This is a genomic window from Clostridia bacterium, from assembly GCA_024653205.1.
In the GTDB taxonomy this organism is placed as follows: domain Bacteria; phylum Bacillota; class DSM-521; order Neomoorellales; family SLTJ01; genus JANLFO01.
In genome coordinates this window covers 1-15,716 of sequence record JANLFO010000009.1, presented here as the reverse complement: position 1 = coordinate 15,716, position 15,716 = coordinate 1, and the positions used below count along the sequence as shown (strand labels likewise).

At 65.7% G+C, this 15,716-nt stretch carries 12 protein-coding genes; 3 read left to right on the top strand and 9 right to left on the bottom strand.

What is annotated here, in order from left to right; genetic code table 11:
- Nucleotides 1-49: 49 nt before the first annotated feature.
- The 7 genes from NUV99_06165 to malQ form a co-directional block, all read right to left on the bottom strand.
- Nucleotides 50-1,264, bottom strand: a complete 1,215-nt coding sequence (locus NUV99_06165) for a Ger(x)C family spore germination protein (GenBank protein ID MCR4419707.1) — start codon at nt 1,262-1,264, stop codon at nt 50-52.
- A complete protein-coding gene (locus tag NUV99_06160; GenBank protein ID MCR4419706.1) occupies nt 1,264-2,358 on the bottom strand; it encodes an endospore germination permease in 1,095 nt (364 codons plus the stop codon). Before NUV99_06160 ends, NUV99_06165 begins: the two co-directional genes overlap by 1 nt.
- A 7-nt stretch (nt 2,359-2,365) precedes the next feature.
- Nucleotides 2,366-3,994 carry a spore germination protein gene (locus NUV99_06155; GenBank protein ID MCR4419705.1) on the bottom strand — a complete coding sequence of 543 codons (1,629 nt, stop codon included), beginning with the start codon at nt 3,992-3,994 and terminating at the stop codon, nt 2,366-2,368.
- Between the two features lie 325 nt (nt 3,995-4,319).
- Nucleotides 4,320-4,961 (bottom strand): Crp/Fnr family transcriptional regulator, encoded by a 642-nt coding sequence (locus NUV99_06150; protein ID MCR4419704.1) that lies wholly within the window; start codon nt 4,959-4,961, stop codon nt 4,320-4,322.
- A 48-nt stretch (nt 4,962-5,009) separates the two neighbouring features.
- Nucleotides 5,010-5,801: a Sir2 family NAD-dependent protein deacetylase gene (locus NUV99_06145; protein ID MCR4419703.1), complete on the bottom strand. Its 792-nt coding sequence runs from the start codon at nt 5,799-5,801 to the stop codon at nt 5,010-5,012.
- Between the two features lie 120 nt (nt 5,802-5,921).
- A complete protein-coding gene (locus NUV99_06140; protein MCR4419702.1) occupies nt 5,922-8,357 on the bottom strand; it encodes a DUF3536 domain-containing protein in 2,436 nt (811 codons plus the stop codon).
- Between the two features lie 24 nt (nt 8,358-8,381).
- Complete coding sequence (gene malQ / locus NUV99_06135) at nt 8,382-10,418, bottom strand: 4-alpha-glucanotransferase (protein MCR4419701.1); 2,037 nt, start codon at nt 10,416-10,418, stop codon at nt 8,382-8,384.
- Between the two features lie 278 nt (nt 10,419-10,696).
- Here malQ and NUV99_06130 point away from each other — a divergent pair, with 278 nt between their 5' ends.
- On the top strand, nt 10,697-11,422 hold the full coding sequence (locus tag NUV99_06130) for a DUF364 domain-containing protein (GenBank protein MCR4419700.1): 726 nt from the start codon (nt 10,697-10,699) through the stop codon (nt 11,420-11,422).
- Nucleotides 11,423-11,482: 60 nt separating this feature from the next.
- Here the strand turns inward: NUV99_06130 and NUV99_06125 are convergent, their stop codons facing one another.
- Nucleotides 11,483-12,070: a Gmad2 immunoglobulin-like domain-containing protein gene (locus tag NUV99_06125; protein MCR4419699.1), complete on the bottom strand. Its 588-nt coding sequence runs from the start codon at nt 12,068-12,070 to the stop codon at nt 11,483-11,485.
- Between the two features lie 195 nt (nt 12,071-12,265).
- A complete protein-coding gene (locus NUV99_06120) occupies nt 12,266-13,051 on the bottom strand; it encodes a sulfite exporter TauE/SafE family protein (protein ID MCR4419698.1) in 786 nt (261 codons plus the stop codon).
- Nucleotides 13,052-13,267: 216 nt separating this feature from the next.
- Here NUV99_06120 and NUV99_06115 point away from each other — a divergent pair, with 216 nt between their 5' ends.
- Together NUV99_06115 and NUV99_06110 are read left to right on the top strand one after the other, a co-directional pair.
- Nucleotides 13,268-14,611 (top strand): uroporphyrinogen decarboxylase, encoded by a 1,344-nt coding sequence (locus NUV99_06115; protein ID MCR4419697.1) that lies wholly within the window; start codon nt 13,268-13,270, stop codon nt 14,609-14,611.
- 172 nt (nt 14,612-14,783) lie between these two features.
- Nucleotides 14,784-15,581 (top strand): copper amine oxidase N-terminal domain-containing protein, encoded by a 798-nt coding sequence (locus NUV99_06110; GenBank protein ID MCR4419696.1) that lies wholly within the window; start codon nt 14,784-14,786, stop codon nt 15,579-15,581.
- Nucleotides 15,582-15,716: the final 135 nt, after the last annotated feature.

The following is a 15,716-nucleotide window of genomic DNA, read 5'->3' as shown; positions in this document are numbered from 1 at the left end:
GCGGTAGCCGATCTTGTGAACCCAGGCCCGCGCGTGACGGCCGTACCGCCTAACTCTTGGGGGGCGGAACGTCCACCCGTCTCATCTCCAGCCCGAGTTCGCGGAGATGCACCTTTACTTCCAGCCGAAACTCCGCCCGGCGGAACAGCTCGTTCCAGCGGCCCTCGATCTCTCGCCACTGCCGCGGGTATTTCTGGTGAAAGGCATGACCGAACCGGAAAGGGTCTACGCCGTAGTCCTGCTGCGCCTTGCGCAGGGCCACCAGGGCCCGCCGCCTGATCTCCTCCGCCACCAGGGCCTCCAGCGCCTTGGCCTGGGGCGGCCGGGCCAGGTCGGAAAGCGACTGCTGTTCGGCTACCATGGCATCGACCCGCATCTGCACGTTGAAGCGCACCCGGTCACCCGAGAGCTCGGGCAGGATCCGGGTCCGGCCCCCCATGATGCTCACCGAGACCTTTCCCTCTTCCCGGCTCGGGGTGGGTACCAGCAGCACCTCTCTGTCGACCTCCCCTTTGAGCCATTTCAGTCCGGTAGTCTCGTAGGCGTTGAACCAGCCTATCAGGCGGTCTCTCCGGAATACGGCGCTCCCCGTAATCTCTACCTGCCTGGGCACGGTCGGACTGGTACCCTGGCCGGGTGCCGGCCCGGGCGTGGTTCCCGCCTCCCGCACCTCTACCCGGGTGGCTACCGGCTCCCCCTCCCGGCTGGCCAGCATCTCTGCCAGATCCTTGAGCCGGACGAACTTGCCCACCTTTAGCAACGCCAAGAAGCCCGCCGCTTGGGCCGAGGTATTGGCTAGAGGGGAATAGCTTTCCATGACCTCCCGGGCCTCGCCCTTGGCCACCATCACCCACATAATCTCCCGGGGCTGGCGGCTGCGCAGGAAGAAATCGATTACCGGGTAAAGGCCGTGCCGGGCCATCTCTTCCCCGAAGACCAGCACAATGCAGTGCCCCCAGTAAAGCTGGCGGGGTACCAGGCGCGCCAGGCTTCTTTCCGCCTCCTCGACCGTACGGCCGTCGGCCCAAACCACCCAACTGGTCGGCGTTGCCTGACCGCCCCCGCCACCGCCTCCCGCTCCGGTTGCGCCCGCAAAGGCGGTAGGCCGGGCGATCTGCACCGTGAGCCGGATCTTTCCCTCCGCAGTCCGGTCCACCCCCGTTCCCAGCACCACCGCTATCTCCGTGATCTCGCGCCGGCTCCAGCAGCCCGTCAGGAGCCCGGTCGCCAGCACCAGCACCAAGACCAGCCTGGCGGTGCGCATCAGGCCTTTCTCGCCCCCAGCCGCCGGAGGGCGGCCACGGCCAGCAGCAAGAGGGGGAACCCCAACGCGAAAGGCAAAAGGGTGTATGCCGGCCACACGCGGGCGGCAAAATCCCGCAGGTCCACCACGCTCCGGCACAGGGTGGCCAGGCCCACCAGGATTACCGCCAGCGGGCCCACCAGCGGCCGGTAGTCTCTCAGCCCCAGCGCCTGGGCGCTGCCCAAGGCGGCGGCGTATAAGAACAACCCTACTTTGGTAAAGCCGCCGAACATCCAGGCCGCCACCACCACCGCATCCAGCCGCTCCAGGAAGTTGGCAATGGAAACCACCCGCACCACGTTGTAGGTGGGGAAAAGCCAGCCGGCCGGCAGCACCGGACCGTAAACGAGGATAGCCGCGGCCACGCAAGCCCAGAGGAAAAAACTGACGAAGAGGAGGGCCCGCACCGCCACCGCCATGGCCTCCCGGGGCCGGGCCAGATTAGGCACTATCAGACCCAAGATTACGCTTTCGCCCAGCCAGCTCATGGGGGTGGCCGCCCCCTTCAGGATCTCCGCCGGGGTTCTCTCCAGCAGGGGAAGCAGCCGGCTGAACTTCATCTCGGTGACGGCCAAGAGCAGCACCACGCTCAAGAGGGTCAGGGTGAGAGGCAGGAAGACCTGGGTATAGCGGGCCAGCACCTCCAGCCCGTGGCGGACCCCGTAGGCCACCACCGCCGTGCCCACTATGAAGAACACCAAGGGAGGAGTATCGGGCATGATGGCCGCGCAGAGAAAGGACCCGAACTCGTCGGAAATAAAGGCAGCGCCATGCAGGAACCACCAGACGTACAGGAACTGCACCGCCTTGCCCGGCACCCGGCCCAGAATAACCTCCGCACACTGCAAGAGAGACTTTCCGGGAAAGCGCAGGCAGATACTCACTACCATTCGGGCCACGGCCAGGCCTACCGGAACGGCCACCAGGATGGAAAGCCAGGCGCCCTGCCCCGCGTGCTTGACGGTAATGGCCGGCACCACCAGGAAGGCGGTAGGCAGGATCAGGCCGATCATAAGCCAGGTGGCCTGGCGGCCGTCAATGGTTTCCGGCTCCACCGCCTCCTCACCTCCTTCTCCGCCGGGTGGGAGGAGCAGGCTTTAGGTTCGGGGTCTGGCGGACCTGGTCCTGGCGGGCGATCAGGCGGGGCCGGGTAAACATGGCCCACCAGGGGGCCCGGAAGGCGGCATCTCTCAGGTCCACCTGGGTGGTAGGGGCGAGAGGGGAGAGATAGGGCACGCCGAACGAGCGCAGGCTACACAGGTGAAAGGCGATCACCGCCAGGCCGCAGGTCAGCCCGAACAGCCCCAGGCTGGCAGAGAGCACCATGAGCACGAAGCGCAGCAATCTCAAAGCGATGCTGGCGCTGTAAGCGAAGGTGAAGGAGCCGATGCCGGTCAGGGCCACCACAATCACCGTGGAGGCGGCCACCAGCCCGGCCCGCACCGCCGCCTCCCCGATCACCAAGGCGCCCACGATGCTCACCGCCTGGCCGATGGGCCGGGGCAGGCGGATTCCCGCTTCCCGCAGGATTTCAAAGGCCAGCTCCAGCAACAGCACGCCTACGAATACGGGGAAGGGCACCCCCTCCCTCTGGGCGGCCACGCTCAGCAGCAAGGGAGTAGGCAACATCTCGGGGTGGAAACTGATCACGGCAACATAGAAGGAAGGGAGGATCAGGGAGAGGACGGCAGCCGTAAACCGGACCAGACGCACCGCCGAGGCAAAGATGAAGCGCTCGTAGTAGTCTTCCGGCGCCTGCAGGTACTCCACGAGTAGACTGGGCACGGTGAGCACAAAAGGGGTGCCGTCCACCAGGATGGCCACCCGGCCCTCTAAGAGCAGCGCCGCCGCCCGGTCGGGCTTCTCGGTGTGGTTGACGGTGGGGAAGGGGCTGAAGGGATGGTCCTCGATCAGCTCTTCCAGGTAGCCGCTGTCCAGCACGGCGTCTAGTTCCTGCGCCCTCTGCAGCCGCCGTTTGACCTCCGTCACTATCTTTTCGTTCACTATGCCCTCTATGTAGGCCACGGCCACGTCGGTGCGGGTCACCTTGCCCAGCACTAGGCTCTCGATCTTCAGCCGCGGGTTCTTTATCCGGCGCCGGAGCAGGGCAGTATTAATCCGCAGGCTCTCCACAAAAGCCTCCCGGGGGCCCCGGACCGTAGGCTCGGCTTCGGATTCACTGATGGCCCGCGTCTCCCAGCCCCGGCTGGCGCTGATCAGGGCCCGGGCATGGCCTTCCACCAGCAGCACTGCGTCTCCCGAAAGGACCGCCTGCACCACCTCCGGGAGGAGATCGCTTTCCCGCACCTCGTGGCTGCAAAGGCCCCGATCCCTGACCAGCTCCAGCACCCTACCCCGGGTCAGCTTCTCCCGCTCCGCCCCCGGCAGGGCCATGGCCAGCTCCAGCTCCAGAGCCCGCAGGATCTGCTCGCTGATCTGGGTGCGGTCGGAGAGCCCGTCGGCGTAGATCAGTTCCAGCCGCACCCTGGGGTTTTGGGCCAGGACGAACTCCCGGTAGACGATGTCGCTGCAGCGCTCGAAGGTTCTCTTCAGCATGGCCATATTGGCGTCCAGGTCGGTACTGAGCCGCACCGAAGAACCGGAAGGGTAGCGGTTTCCCGGATCCGGCTCCTGCCGCCTCCGGCCCCCGACCCGGAAACGGGTCCGCGGCGGCTTGCGGAAACCCCACATCCCTCGTTCATTTCCCCCAAGTACGCCTTTGTTGCTCCACTTGCAGAGCGTGTCCCGCAGCCTGATACTTAGGTTTTCCATTCCAGGGCCGTACATACCGGGAACATCTCTTACAAGGGCGGCATCCCGCCAGAAGGCCCCCAGAACGGGGCCGCCGCCTGCGGCCCGAACGTGCAGCCCAAACGAAAGGCCCGGCCCCATCCGGCCGGACCGTTTACCGAACTATTCATCTGTCACCGGATCCTCAGCTATCCTTTGGCCGCTTCCTAGGGACGCCCTTGGCTCCCGCCCTATCGCCTCGGCAATCCAAGAGCGAAGTAGCGGTCTATACCCTCACCATATCCTCCAGCCAGCGCCGCAGGGCCACGTGGTCCAGGACCAGGAGGTGCTTTTTCTGCTTCTTAAGCAGGCCGGCCTCGGCCAACTCGGCTATGGCCTTGGTAACCGTAACCCGATTACAGCCCACGTAGCGGGCCAGCTCGTTCTGGGTAATGGGGAGCGCCACCACCGTGCCCTCAAGCTCCGCTCCGATCTGCACCGCCAGGTTCAGAAGGGCGAACCCCACCCGTCCCACCGCAGGATAAAAGCTGTCTCCCACCAGTTGCCGGCCCAAGGCCCGGGCGTGCTGGGACAGGGACTTGGCCAAATGGATGGCAAATTCTCGATCGTGCGACAACAGCTCCTCCACCTGTTGCGCCGTAAAGCCTGCTACCACCACTTCGGTGTAGGCTATGGCGGTAATGCCGTAAAGCGATCCGGAGAACACGTCCGGCGCCCCCAGGAAGCGGTAGGGCCGGATGAACTCGATTATTCTCTCCTGACCCTGGTCGCTGAAAATGCTGAGCTTGACCACGCCCTCCAGGATCAGGTACAGTTTGCTCGCCCGATCCCGCTGCACGAAGATTACCGTCCCCCGCGGGTAGCGGAAGGCATACCCGTGGCGGGCGAAGGCTGGCACTGCGGACATGCTGGCCGTTCCTCTCCCCATAACCGGCCCGCCTCCCTGAACGAGGGCCTAGGCACCGACGGCTTTCCGGACCAACTGGTCCAGTATCTCTCCCGCCCGGCCGCTTAACACCACTTCGGCCCGGACGTCCAGGTGGGTGGCGGTAAGATTGACTATGATCAGCTTGGCCCCGGAGCGCAAGGCGTACTCGGGCAGATAGGCCGCCGGATAAACCACCAGGCTGGAGCCTGCCACCAGAAACAGATCGCAGGCCTGGGCCCGGCGCGTGGCCTCAGCCAGCACCAGGGCCGGCAGGCTCTCGCCGAAGAACACCACCGCCGGTTTCAGCGTGCCCCCGCAGGAGGTGCATTCCGGCACTTCTATTCCCCGGGAGAGCCACGCCGACACTTCCTCCATGGGATAGCGCCGGCCGCAGGCCAGGCAGTAAGCCCACCTCATGGTGCCGTGCAGCTCGAATACCTTCTCCTCGGGCACCCCGGCCTTCTGGTGCAGGCCGTCCACGTTCTGGGTGATAACGCAGTCCAGCTGGCCCCGGCGGTCCAGTTCGGCTATGGCATGGTGGGCGGCGTTGGGCTCCGCCTGATAGGCAAGAAAGGTCTCCTTGAGCATCTGCCAGTGCTGCCGCCGGGCTTCTTCCGAACTCATGAAGCGGCTGTAGGTGAACTCCTCCGGGTCGTACCGGCTCCAAATCCCGCCCGGGCTGCGAAAATCCGGAATTCCCGATTCGGTGCTTACTCCGGCCCCGGTAAAGACCACTATCCGCCGCGCCTGCCTTACCAGCTGCACCGCCTTCTCCATGGCCGCGGCGTTCATTACCCTCACCCCCGCAACCGGCCCCATGACCCCGTTTGGGCTGGTCTCATAGGGGGATTCGCCCCAAAAGCGCGGACTCCTCTTTGCGGCCCGCCCGGGTAAGATTTGTCGGGCTCCGCCGGGTTATGGCAGGGAAACCTGCGAAGGCTAGGAACCCGGCGCCGGGGCAAGCCGCACCCGCAGCCGCCGCGCCAGCGACCGGAAGAGTTCTACCCAGGTGCGGGCGTACTCGTCCCCCTGATCGGCCCGGCTTTGCTGCTGCCGGTACGCCGACGGCGCCACCTGGTAGAGAACCTTCTGCGCCGGCCAGCTATCCACCGGCCAGGGCAGGCACCCGGCCGCCTCGACCGCCCGCTCCAGGGACAGCAGGGTGTCGAGATCCTCGGGACGGCGGGAGAGCTTTTCCGCCACCCGGGCCAGCGTCGTCTCCGCCGTTGCCCGCAATTCTTCCCGAGAAGGCTCCAGCTCCCACAACCGCGCCTCCTCGAGCAGCCGGGCCACCCGTCCCGGATCGGGCGCATCCTTGCCCAGCTCTTCGCAGAGGGCGCCGTTTATGGCGAACTCGGCCGCGGCACCGAAGGCCCGGGGCAAGGGGAAACCGTGATGGCGCAGGAAGCGCATCAGGCCCGCCTGGCTCCGGTAGAGCCGGCGCAGGTCGGCCTCGGCCGCCGCCAGGGCGCCCCGCATGAGGTGCTCCAAAACCCGGCGCCGCTGATCCCGAAAGAGTTGCTCCAGCCCGACAGCCGTGCCCCCCGGACACAGGCTGAGCCGCCGGGCTACCTCCGCCAGGTCGCCGTGCCGGAAGGCCTCCTCGATCGGAAAGGCCCACTCCTCAGGATCCGCGCCAGCGGCCGGCCGTACGCAACCCAGTACCAGGTGGCCGCCCAGGCGCGCGGCAGCGTACTCGGCGGTGAGGGATTCGCGCGTGAGGTGAGAAGTCACTTCCATCCGGCCCACCACCAGCCGGGCATCGCCGGCAGGAAGCGCGCGCCGGTCGAGGTGGCGGACCGAAAAGGCGCGGAGCGCGGGCGAGGCCGCCTCCTCCTCGGAAAGGGCTTCCAGGGCCAGGCTTCCCGCTACCCTCTCCAGGCCGGCTTGCGCCGGCCGTACCCACCGACGGTAGACCTGCGCTCCGTCCCCCGCTTCCGCCCGGTTGCTCTTGGCCCGGGCCAGGAGCTCCAGAAACTCTTCCTCCAGGCGCAGGTCCAGTACCTGCCCGGCCAGTTCCGCGGCCCGGCCAGCATAGAGCAGGATCTGTCCGGTCCCGATTTCGGACAGGTCGTCGAAGAACCAGCCGCAGCTGGTGTACATTAGCTGGAGGTGGCGCTGCATCTCCAGGAGCTTGAGGACCGCAGCCTGCTCCTCGGGCTCCAGGGGCCGGAGGGCGTGGCGGGCCAGAAAGCGGTCCACGTTCTCCGGCGAGCGGTCCAGGATCACGGAAATGTAGTCGTTCCGCGCCGCCCAGGGGTCTTTAAGGTAGCGCCGGCCCCCTCGCTCGTATTCGGGGGCCAGGCGGTTGCGCAGCCAGTTCAGGGCGTCGCGCAGGGGCGCGCGCCAGGCCTGAGACCACTCCGGGTGCCGCCCGGTGTTGCAGCCGCAGTCCGCCCGCCACCTCTCCACCCCGTGGAAGCAGCTCCAGGAGGTGTTCTCCGCAATCTCTATCTCGTACTCCGGGGGATACCGCTCCAGGTATTCGCCGAAGTTGGTCAGCCGGGCCAGGTGCCTGCTTTCCAGGTAGTCCAGGGCGTAGGCCAGGGCCATCTCTCCAAAGCGGTGGTGATGGCCGAAGGTCTCCCCGTCGGTGGCCACGCTCACCAGCTGCGGCCCGGGCCGGGGCTGGCGCAATCCGGCCGCCAGCCGCCGGGCGAACCTCTCCCCGTCCTCCAGGAGGTCGCCGAAGGCCACGGCGACGGAGATGGAGGCGTCGTAGAAAAAGACGGCCAGACTCTCGCCCCCGGGCAGTTCCAGGCGGTAAGGCCGGGTAGGATCTATCCCTCTTGGACCCATTTCCTCCCACCCCCCGCCCGGCCGGCGTACCCTGCGGGCCTGGTGGGGGGCCAGCACGGTGAAGCGCAGGCCCTCCCGCGCCATGAGCTCCAGGGTCTCCAGGTCCACGGCGGTTTCCGGCAGCCACATCCCCTCCGGCCGGCGGCCAAAGCGGTATTCGAAATCCCGGATGCCCCAGATTATCTGCGTGTGCTTGTCCCGGCGGTTGGCCAGGGGCATGATGATATGGTTGTAGGCCTGCGCCAGGGCGGAGCCGTGGCCGGAGAACCGCTCCCGGCTTTCCCGGTCGGCCTCGATGATGGCCCGGTATACCTCCGTTGCGTGGCGTTCCAGCCAGCTCAACAGGGTGGGGCCGAAGTCGAAGCTGATGCGGGCGTAGTTGTTGACGATCTTGCTTATCCACCCCTCGTCGTCCAGGATACGGGCCCAGGCGTTGGGAGCGTAGCACTCGGCGGTGACCCTCTGGTTCCAGTCATGGTAGGGGTGGGCGGAATCCTGCCGCTCTACCTCCTCCAGCCAGGGATTCTCCCGCGGCGGCTGGTAAAAGTGGCCGTGTATGCACACGTACCTTTCCACGGCGTTTCCGGCCCGCTCCCCTCCTCACTCCGCCGGAGGGGAGGAGCGGAGCGCGTTCACCTCCTCCAGTATCTGCCTGACCGCCGGCAGGCGCCTTATCTCCTCCAGGCCGTAGCGGGCGCGGCGCTGCCAGTTCGGCCGCTCCCACCCGGTGCCGGGTACGTTCTGGGGTTCGGTCTCCAGCCAGAGATCTTCCAGGTTAATCATGAGCAGGCCGGCCGGACCGGCCGCCAGGTATCTCAGACAGGCGGCCAAGACCTGCTCCCGCTCCCCGGGTTCTCCCCGGAGAACGCCGGACCGGCGCAGCCACTCTTTGAGGGCGCTCTGGCCGGCAGAACCGAGTTCGTCCCAGAAGCCGGCAAAGGGCAGGGTGTCGTGCGTGTTGAGGCAGGCCAGGCTCCTGGCCGGAACCGCCCGGCCCGGGCCGGGCGAGAACGGGTGCTCGAGCTGGAACACGTACATTCCCCACAGGCCGTGCCGCTTCATAGCCGCCCGCAGGGGCCGGGGCAACAGGCCCAGATCCTCGCCTACGATAATCGCCCGGTGGCGGTGGGATTCCAAGCTCAAGAGGGCGTAAAACTCTTCGGCCCGGTAGCGCACGTAAACCCCCTGACGGGGGTCCATACCCTTCGGGATCCAGAACTGGCGGTGCAGTCCCAGCACGTGATCCAGGCGCAATACCCGGGCGTAGCGCAGGTGGTGGCGCAGGCAGGCCAGGTAGTAAGCGTAGCCCTGCTCCCGCAGCCACCCGGGGTGGAGGGGCGGTACACCCCAATTCTGTCCCTGACGGAAGAAAGGGTCGGGAGGCGCGCCGCAGGATACTTCGGTGGCGAAGGCCTCCCGCTCCCGCCATACGTCGTAGCCGTGGGGGTGAACCCCCAGCGGGAGATCCAGGTAAAGTCCCGCGCCCGAGCCCCGCACCAGGTCCTGCAACTGCCGTTCGGCCAGCCACTGGACGTAAAGGTGGTAGCGCTCTCCCTCGGGAGAGAAGTCTCCCTCCTCCAGCCGGCCCTCCCGCATCCGCTCCGGCCAGGAGGGCCAGGTCTCCCCCCGGAGTTCTACCGCCGCCCGGAAGCGGGCGTAGTCGCGCGCCCGCGGGTGACCGGCTGCCCAGGCGGCGAGTTCAGGGGAGCCCTGCGGCCTCCGGGCGAAGCACTCCCGGGCCAACAGCTCCAGTACCCGGCGCTTGAGGTTCAGGACCCGTCGGTAGTCCACCCCGGGCTCGGCCGCAAGCCTGTTCAGCTCCCGCCGGAAATCTGCCGAGGCCACCACTTCCCTGGCCTGGGGGCAGGCCGCGAGTTCCGGGGCCCGGGACACGTCCAGATAGAGCTCGTTCCAGAACAGCCGGCTCACCGGAGTGTAGGGGCTGGGGTCGAGGGGACGGTCAAGAAAGGCGGCCAGGAGGGGTAGGGTGCCCACCGTTCCACCTCCTAGCCCGGCCACCCAGGAGGCCAGGCCGGACAGATCGGAGAAATCCCCCACCCCCCAGCTTCGTTCCGAACGGAGCGCGTAAAGGGGCAAAAATATTCCCCAGGCCCGCCCCTTCGGCGTTGGGTAGGCCCGCCGGGGGGCGACTATCAGCAGCGTGGAGCCTTCCCTGCTTCCCAACCGCACCCGCAGGCGGTGGTATCCCCAGGGCAGGTCGGACGGCAGGGCGAGCCGCAGAAGCAGATTATTTCTCCTTGCCCGGTACCGCCGGGCTACGGAAAAAGCGGCCGCTTCCACCCGCCAGTGACGCTCCTCTCCGTTCTCCAGCACCAGTTGACACTCCGCCCGATCGGCTGGAGGCCGACCGGGTGCCGCCAGGGTGACCGCGGCCGGTCCCGGGCTCCACACCACCGTAACCGGCGGACAAAGGCGCCGGGCCTGCTGCCGGTAATGGTCTTCCAGGGCCGGGGCCGCGTCGGCCACCCTTTCCACCGGGGCCCCCAGGGCGCGGAGGACGGCCAGCAGAGCCTCCGGGTCTGCCCGGCGCCGGTGCCCCTGGGCGTCCCGGTACACGGGCTGAACCCGGTAGGCCAGGGCCAGCCGGTAAAGGTCGGCATCGAGTTCTTCGGGCATGCTGGCTCCCCGGCACCTCCTTGGTCTCCGTCCCTAGAGTGCCCGGCCCGGTCCGGTTTATTTCACGGCCGGGCGGGAGAGATTCGTGGCCCCCATGCCCGTTACCGGACTGGTTACACGGCAGGCGGGTTATGTATTGGCACAAATGCGAGAGGGAAGCGGAGCCTCCACCACGAAACAAGGTAGGGAGGTTTGGGCACGGCTCGGTGTAGTCCGCGTTCTGAGCCTATGCTATAATTGGAATTGTGAACCTGACCGGCGGGAGGTGGAGAGACGAGGTGTCACTGCTCGAGAAGGCCAAGACCCATCTGCAAGAACTGGCGCGCCGGCACGGACTCTTGGCCGAGCCGGTGGCGGTAGTAAGCGCCCGGCCGCTTTCCCCTCAGGAGGCCCTGGGGCAGCCGGACCGGACGGATTATCCCCTGCTCAGGGGCAAGGAAGTGCTGGTGGAAGCCGAGTTTCGGGGAGCCAAGGGCCAGGCCTTCACCGACCGGCCGGGAACCTACTCCGGCTCCCTGAGGGAGGTCCTGGAGCTCCCCCTGGCCGACAACTACCGGCGGGCGGTGTTTATCGCTACTCTCAACGCGGTTCTGCGCCATCTGGGGCTGGTGAGCGGCACCGTGCACTGCCGCGACACCGAACCCCGCCAATGCGCAGGCCAACTGGCCGAATACCTCCGCCGGCGTTTCGGCCGCCCCCGCATCGCCCTGATCGGCCTGCAGCCGGCCATGCTGGAGACCCTGGCCCCGGAGTTTCCCGTCCGGGTCAGCGACCTCGACCCCGAAAACGTGGGCAAGGTGAAGTCCGGGGTGCGGGTTGAGTCCGGGGAACACAATGCGGAGTTACTGGAATGGGCAGAGGTAGTTCTGGCCACCGGTAGCACTGCGGTGAACGGCACCCTTCCTTCCCTGCTGACCGAAAAGCCCACCCTGTTTTACGGGGTGAGCATTGCCGGCCTGGCCTATCTCGAAGGGTACGAGCGGGTCTGCTTTTGCGCCCACTAGATTCAAGGCCGGGTGGGAGGGTCGGGGTCGGCGCCCGTCCCCGGTCCCGCGGCCGACCCGCTAGCTTACCAGCGGCACCACCCGGTCGAATTTCACCGGCACTACCAGTTCTTCCTGCCGAGAGCCGTCCTGGGCGCTGTAGGTTACAAAAAGGAGCGTGCCGTGAGGGCTGGTAGGAGGATCAAAGTTCAGTTGCACTTCAAAGTCCCCCCAGCCGGGAGCACCTTCGTCCGCCGTTACTACCTCTTCGGCCAGGATGTTATGGCCGTCCTCCAGCTCTATGCTAAAGGTGGCCTCGAATACCCGGGCCTGACCCCGGATGGTGAGCGGCTGCCCGACGGTCACCGTGGTGTCCGGCGCTGGGGTAAACAGGCGGAAGTTGTCGCTTTGGGCCACCGGCTGCGGCGTCGGCTCATCCGCCTCCTCGCCCTCGCTTGGTGGGCCGGAACTCACCGGCTCCTCCGGCGATTTCCCCGCCTGCCCCTCGCCACCGGAGGGCACCGCGCCTTGCGGCTCGGAAACCGCCGCCGGCTCCCGTCCGGCCGCGCTCCCTCCCGATTCCGGTTCCGGCGCCGCCGCCTGGCACCCCGCCAGTACCAGCCCCACCACTATAAGCGCCGCGAGCAATATCCACGCCAGTCTCCGCAACGTATTCTCCTCCCTTCCGCAATCTCCTCTGTAGGTTTTCGAGGGGTCTGCACTCTAAGATAATGACGGGCGGCCCGCGCTCAAGGTTTCCTTCCTTAAAAAGGAATGGAGCCGGGGCTCCAGCGTCCGCCTCATCCGCCTTCGCCGCCCTGCTGTTCTTCGGCTTTCAAGGCCAAACCGTGCCCGGGAACGTGCCTAAACGCGCAGGGTCAAGGCAAGGACCGTTCTGGCCGTGACCGACCACAGGATGAGGGAAAGCAGGAGCCGGAGCAACCGGGGCGAAAGGCGGGCGGCCACCCGGCCTCCCAGCCAGGCCGCCGGCACCGCCCCGGCAATTACCAGCAGCAGGGGCAGGGTATCGATCTCCACCGTGGAGGCCTTCCAGGCCAGCCCGGCGGCGGCCGAAATCCACACCACGGCCAGGGAAGTGCCCAGGGCCTTATGAGTGTTCACTCCCAAGAGGTAGACGAGCAAGGGGATCACGATGACGCCCCCGCCCAGGCCCAGCAGCCCCGCGAGCAGGCCCTGCCCCAGGCCCACCGCCAGAGCAAAGGCAGGCTTGACCCGGGCTTCGCTCCGGCCGCACTCCCCAAAGGTCCCGGAAGGCGGGTCGAGCAGGTCTTCGGGCCTCGGCACCAGCAGCACCGAGGCCGACAGGGCGGTTACCGCGCCCAAAAGGGCCAAGAGGAACCGGTCGGAAACCATACCCGCCAGGTGGGCCCCGCCAAGAGCGCCGGCTACGGCGCCGGTGCCCATCCATAGACCCAGGCGCAGGTCGGTGTTGCCGGCCTTGAAGTGGGCTCCGAGCCCGGAGGAGGCAGAAAACAGGATGAACACCAGGCTGATGGAAGTAGCCGAGCGCAGCGAGATGCCGGCAAGGTAAACCAGCAGGGGTATGAGGAGTATACCTCCGCCGATCCCCAGCAGGCCGGCGGCAAAGCCGCCAATACTCCCATATAACACCAAGAAGCCGTCAGACACTTCGCGTCACCTCGAGATTCATGGAGGCGGCCCGGCAGAGCCCGATGAGCAACGGCTTGGCGGGTTAAGGCCAGTATAGCATTCTCAACGGGCGCTGAAAAGCACAAGCGCTGTACACGCAGTTGCCGAGGGCGGAAGGAGCCTGGCCCAAGCATGAAGAATACTGTTTTGTTAATTGACTATATAACAATTAACAATTCTGTTGGGGGGTTGGTTGTGTATCCTTCGAATTGGAACCGCTTGTCGCCAGAAGAAAAATACCGGGCCCGAATGGAGGCCTGGGAGGAAGGCCCAGGTATACCGTTCCCTAACGAAGAGGTCCGACAGGCGTACCGACAACGCGTACGGCGTCTGCGTGATGCCCTAGAACTCCGTCGCCCGGACCGGGTACCCATCATTCTCCTGACCGGCTTTTACCCCGCCCAGTACGGGGGTATTACCGCTCAGGAAGCCATGTATGATTATGCCAAGCTGGGCAAAGCCTTTCGCAAGTTTAACCACGATTTCACCACCGACACTCTGGCGGCCAGTGCCGGCATTGGGGCAGGCAAAGTCTTCGAGGTACTGGACCTCCGCCTGTACGAGTGGCCCGGCCACGGCACCCCACCGGACATCCCCTTCCAGTGCATAGAAAAGGAGTATATGCGCGAGGACGAGTACGATCTGCTCCTTCGCGATCCTTCTGATTACTGGCTCCGCTACTACCTGCCCCGCATCTTCGGGGCGCTGGAGCCCTGGGACAAGTTGCTCCCCCTCACCGACCTGGTGGAACTACCCTTCATGGGGCCCTTCCTGGTTGCTATAGGACTACCCGAGGTACAGGAGGCCTTTGCCAGGCTTCTGGCCGCCGGGCGGGCGGCGCAGGAGTGGATTAAGGCCACCGGGGCGGTAGATACCGAGAATAGCGCCACTCTCGGGTTACCTCGTTTGGCCTCGGGGTTTACCAAGGCACCCTTCGACACCTTGGGTGATACCCTGCGCGGCACCCGTGGCATCATGTTAGACATGTACCGCCGTCGGGATCAGGTTCTAGCTGCCTTGGATCGTCTGGTGCCGATAATGATCGATATGGGGGTACATAACTCCCGCCTCGGCGGTAGCCCCCTGGTTCAGATTCCCCTTCATAAAGGCGCAGATGGCTTCCTTTCGCGGGAGGCCTTTGCCAAGTTCTACTGGCCCAGCTTTAAAGCCGTTCTTCTGGGGCTGATTAGAGAGGGTCTGGTGCCCTTCGTCTTTGTAGAAGGCAGCTACAACCAGCGCCTGGACTTCCTGGCCGATCCGGACCTGCCCCCAGGACGAATTATGTGGCTCTTCGACCAGACCGACATGGTGAGGGCAAAGGACACCCTTGCCGGCAAAGCCTGCATTGCCGGAAACGTGCCTCTGCCGTTGCTTAAGGTAGGCCACCCGGAAGAAGTACGGCAGTACGTTAAGAAGCTGGTTACGGAGGTCGGGTCCGACGGGGGGTACATCCTGGCCAACGGCGGCGTGCTGGACGGTGTCCGGCCGGAGAACCTCCGGGCTATGATCGACACCGGGCTCGAGTACGGGCAGCACTAGATGTTGACTGAGAGGGTTGGGGTTGGGGTTGTGGTATTATATGGTCAGCCGAGGCCGGCACCGTAGGCGCCTTTTGGGAACCCGGGGGAGGTGACGCGGAAGCTTCATCAAGAACATTTAGTTAGATAGAGTCGCTGTGGTTCCCAAACTTGAGCGCTAGGGAGGCAAGATTATGCGCAGGCAAAGCCGATTTCTGCTACTGACCGTACTTACCCTCCTGGTTCTGTCCCTCCTGGCCCCGGCGTTCGCCGCCGCAGCGCCGGGCTCCCCGGACATGGACGGCAAGAACCGCAACCAGGTTACGAAGCGGCTGGAAAAGGAAACCCAGGCCGGCGACGAGAAAAGCGGCGCTGCCAAGGAGCAGCCTGCAGCTCGCGAACGAGTCCGCCTGCGGACAGAGGAAAAAACCGGGACGGAAGCCCAGACGGGCAGCGCTTCCGGCCTGGGTCTGAAGGTCCGGGAACGCACCCAGCTCCACCGTTTTACCGGTAAGGTATTCCTGAACGGCCGCGAGTTCGCCTTCGACCCCTCGGACCTGCCGCCGGTTATTAAAGACGGCCGGGTTTTGATTCCGGTGCGGGCCATAACCCGGGGCCTCAAGGCAGAAATTGAGTGGGATCCGGAGGCCAGGACGGTCACGGTGATCAAGAACGACATCACGGTAGTGTTGTCGGTCTACAGCAAGGAGGTATGGGTAAACGGGGAGAAACAGGAGCTGGAGGTTCCGGCCCTCTTGGTCAGCAACCGGGTGCTGGTACCGCTCCGTTTTCTCAACCAGACCCTGGGCTGCCAGGTGGATTATGACCAGAACACCGGCGACGTAAGCGTGGTGGAGCCAGCCGAAGAGGAAACCGACGAGAACGAAGGAGAGACTGAGGCCACCAACCCAGAGGGAGAAGAAGAGGATGGCGGCTCCGAGGCGGGTGAGAGCGCCGATACCGGGTCCGGATCGGCAGAGACCGGTACCTAGAAACAACGAGACCGGGCCTGCGGCTCATTCTTGTATCGAAGGATGATTAAGTTCACCGGCCCCTGGCCTTTGCGATCAGCTAAGCGCAAGTTCCCGGCCTGAGGGAGGCTTAGATCTAGGTGTGGCACTGGTTTT

What these genes read in the sequence shown, in the direction of transcription:
- NUV99_06110 (MCR4419696.1), top strand. Translation starts at nt 14,784, where the DNA reads ATGCGCAGGCAAAGCCGATTTCTGCTACTGACCGTACTTACCCTCCTG.
- NUV99_06155 (MCR4419705.1), bottom strand. Translation starts at nt 3,994, where the DNA reads ATGTGGGGTTTCCGCAAGCCGCCGCGGACCCGTTTCCGGGTCGGGGGC.
- NUV99_06145 (MCR4419703.1), bottom strand. Translation starts at nt 5,801, where the DNA reads ATGGGGCCGGTTGCGGGGGTGAGGGTAATGAACGCCGCGGCCATGGAG.
- NUV99_06165 (MCR4419707.1), bottom strand. Translation starts at nt 1,264, where the DNA reads ATGCGCACCGCCAGGCTGGTCTTGGTGCTGGTGCTGGCGACCGGGCTC.
- NUV99_06150 (MCR4419704.1), bottom strand. Translation starts at nt 4,961, where the DNA reads ATGTCCGCAGTGCCAGCCTTCGCCCGCCACGGGTATGCCTTCCGCTAC.
- malQ (MCR4419701.1), bottom strand. Translation starts at nt 10,418, where the DNA reads ATGCCCGAAGAACTCGATGCCGACCTTTACCGGCTGGCCCTGGCCTAC.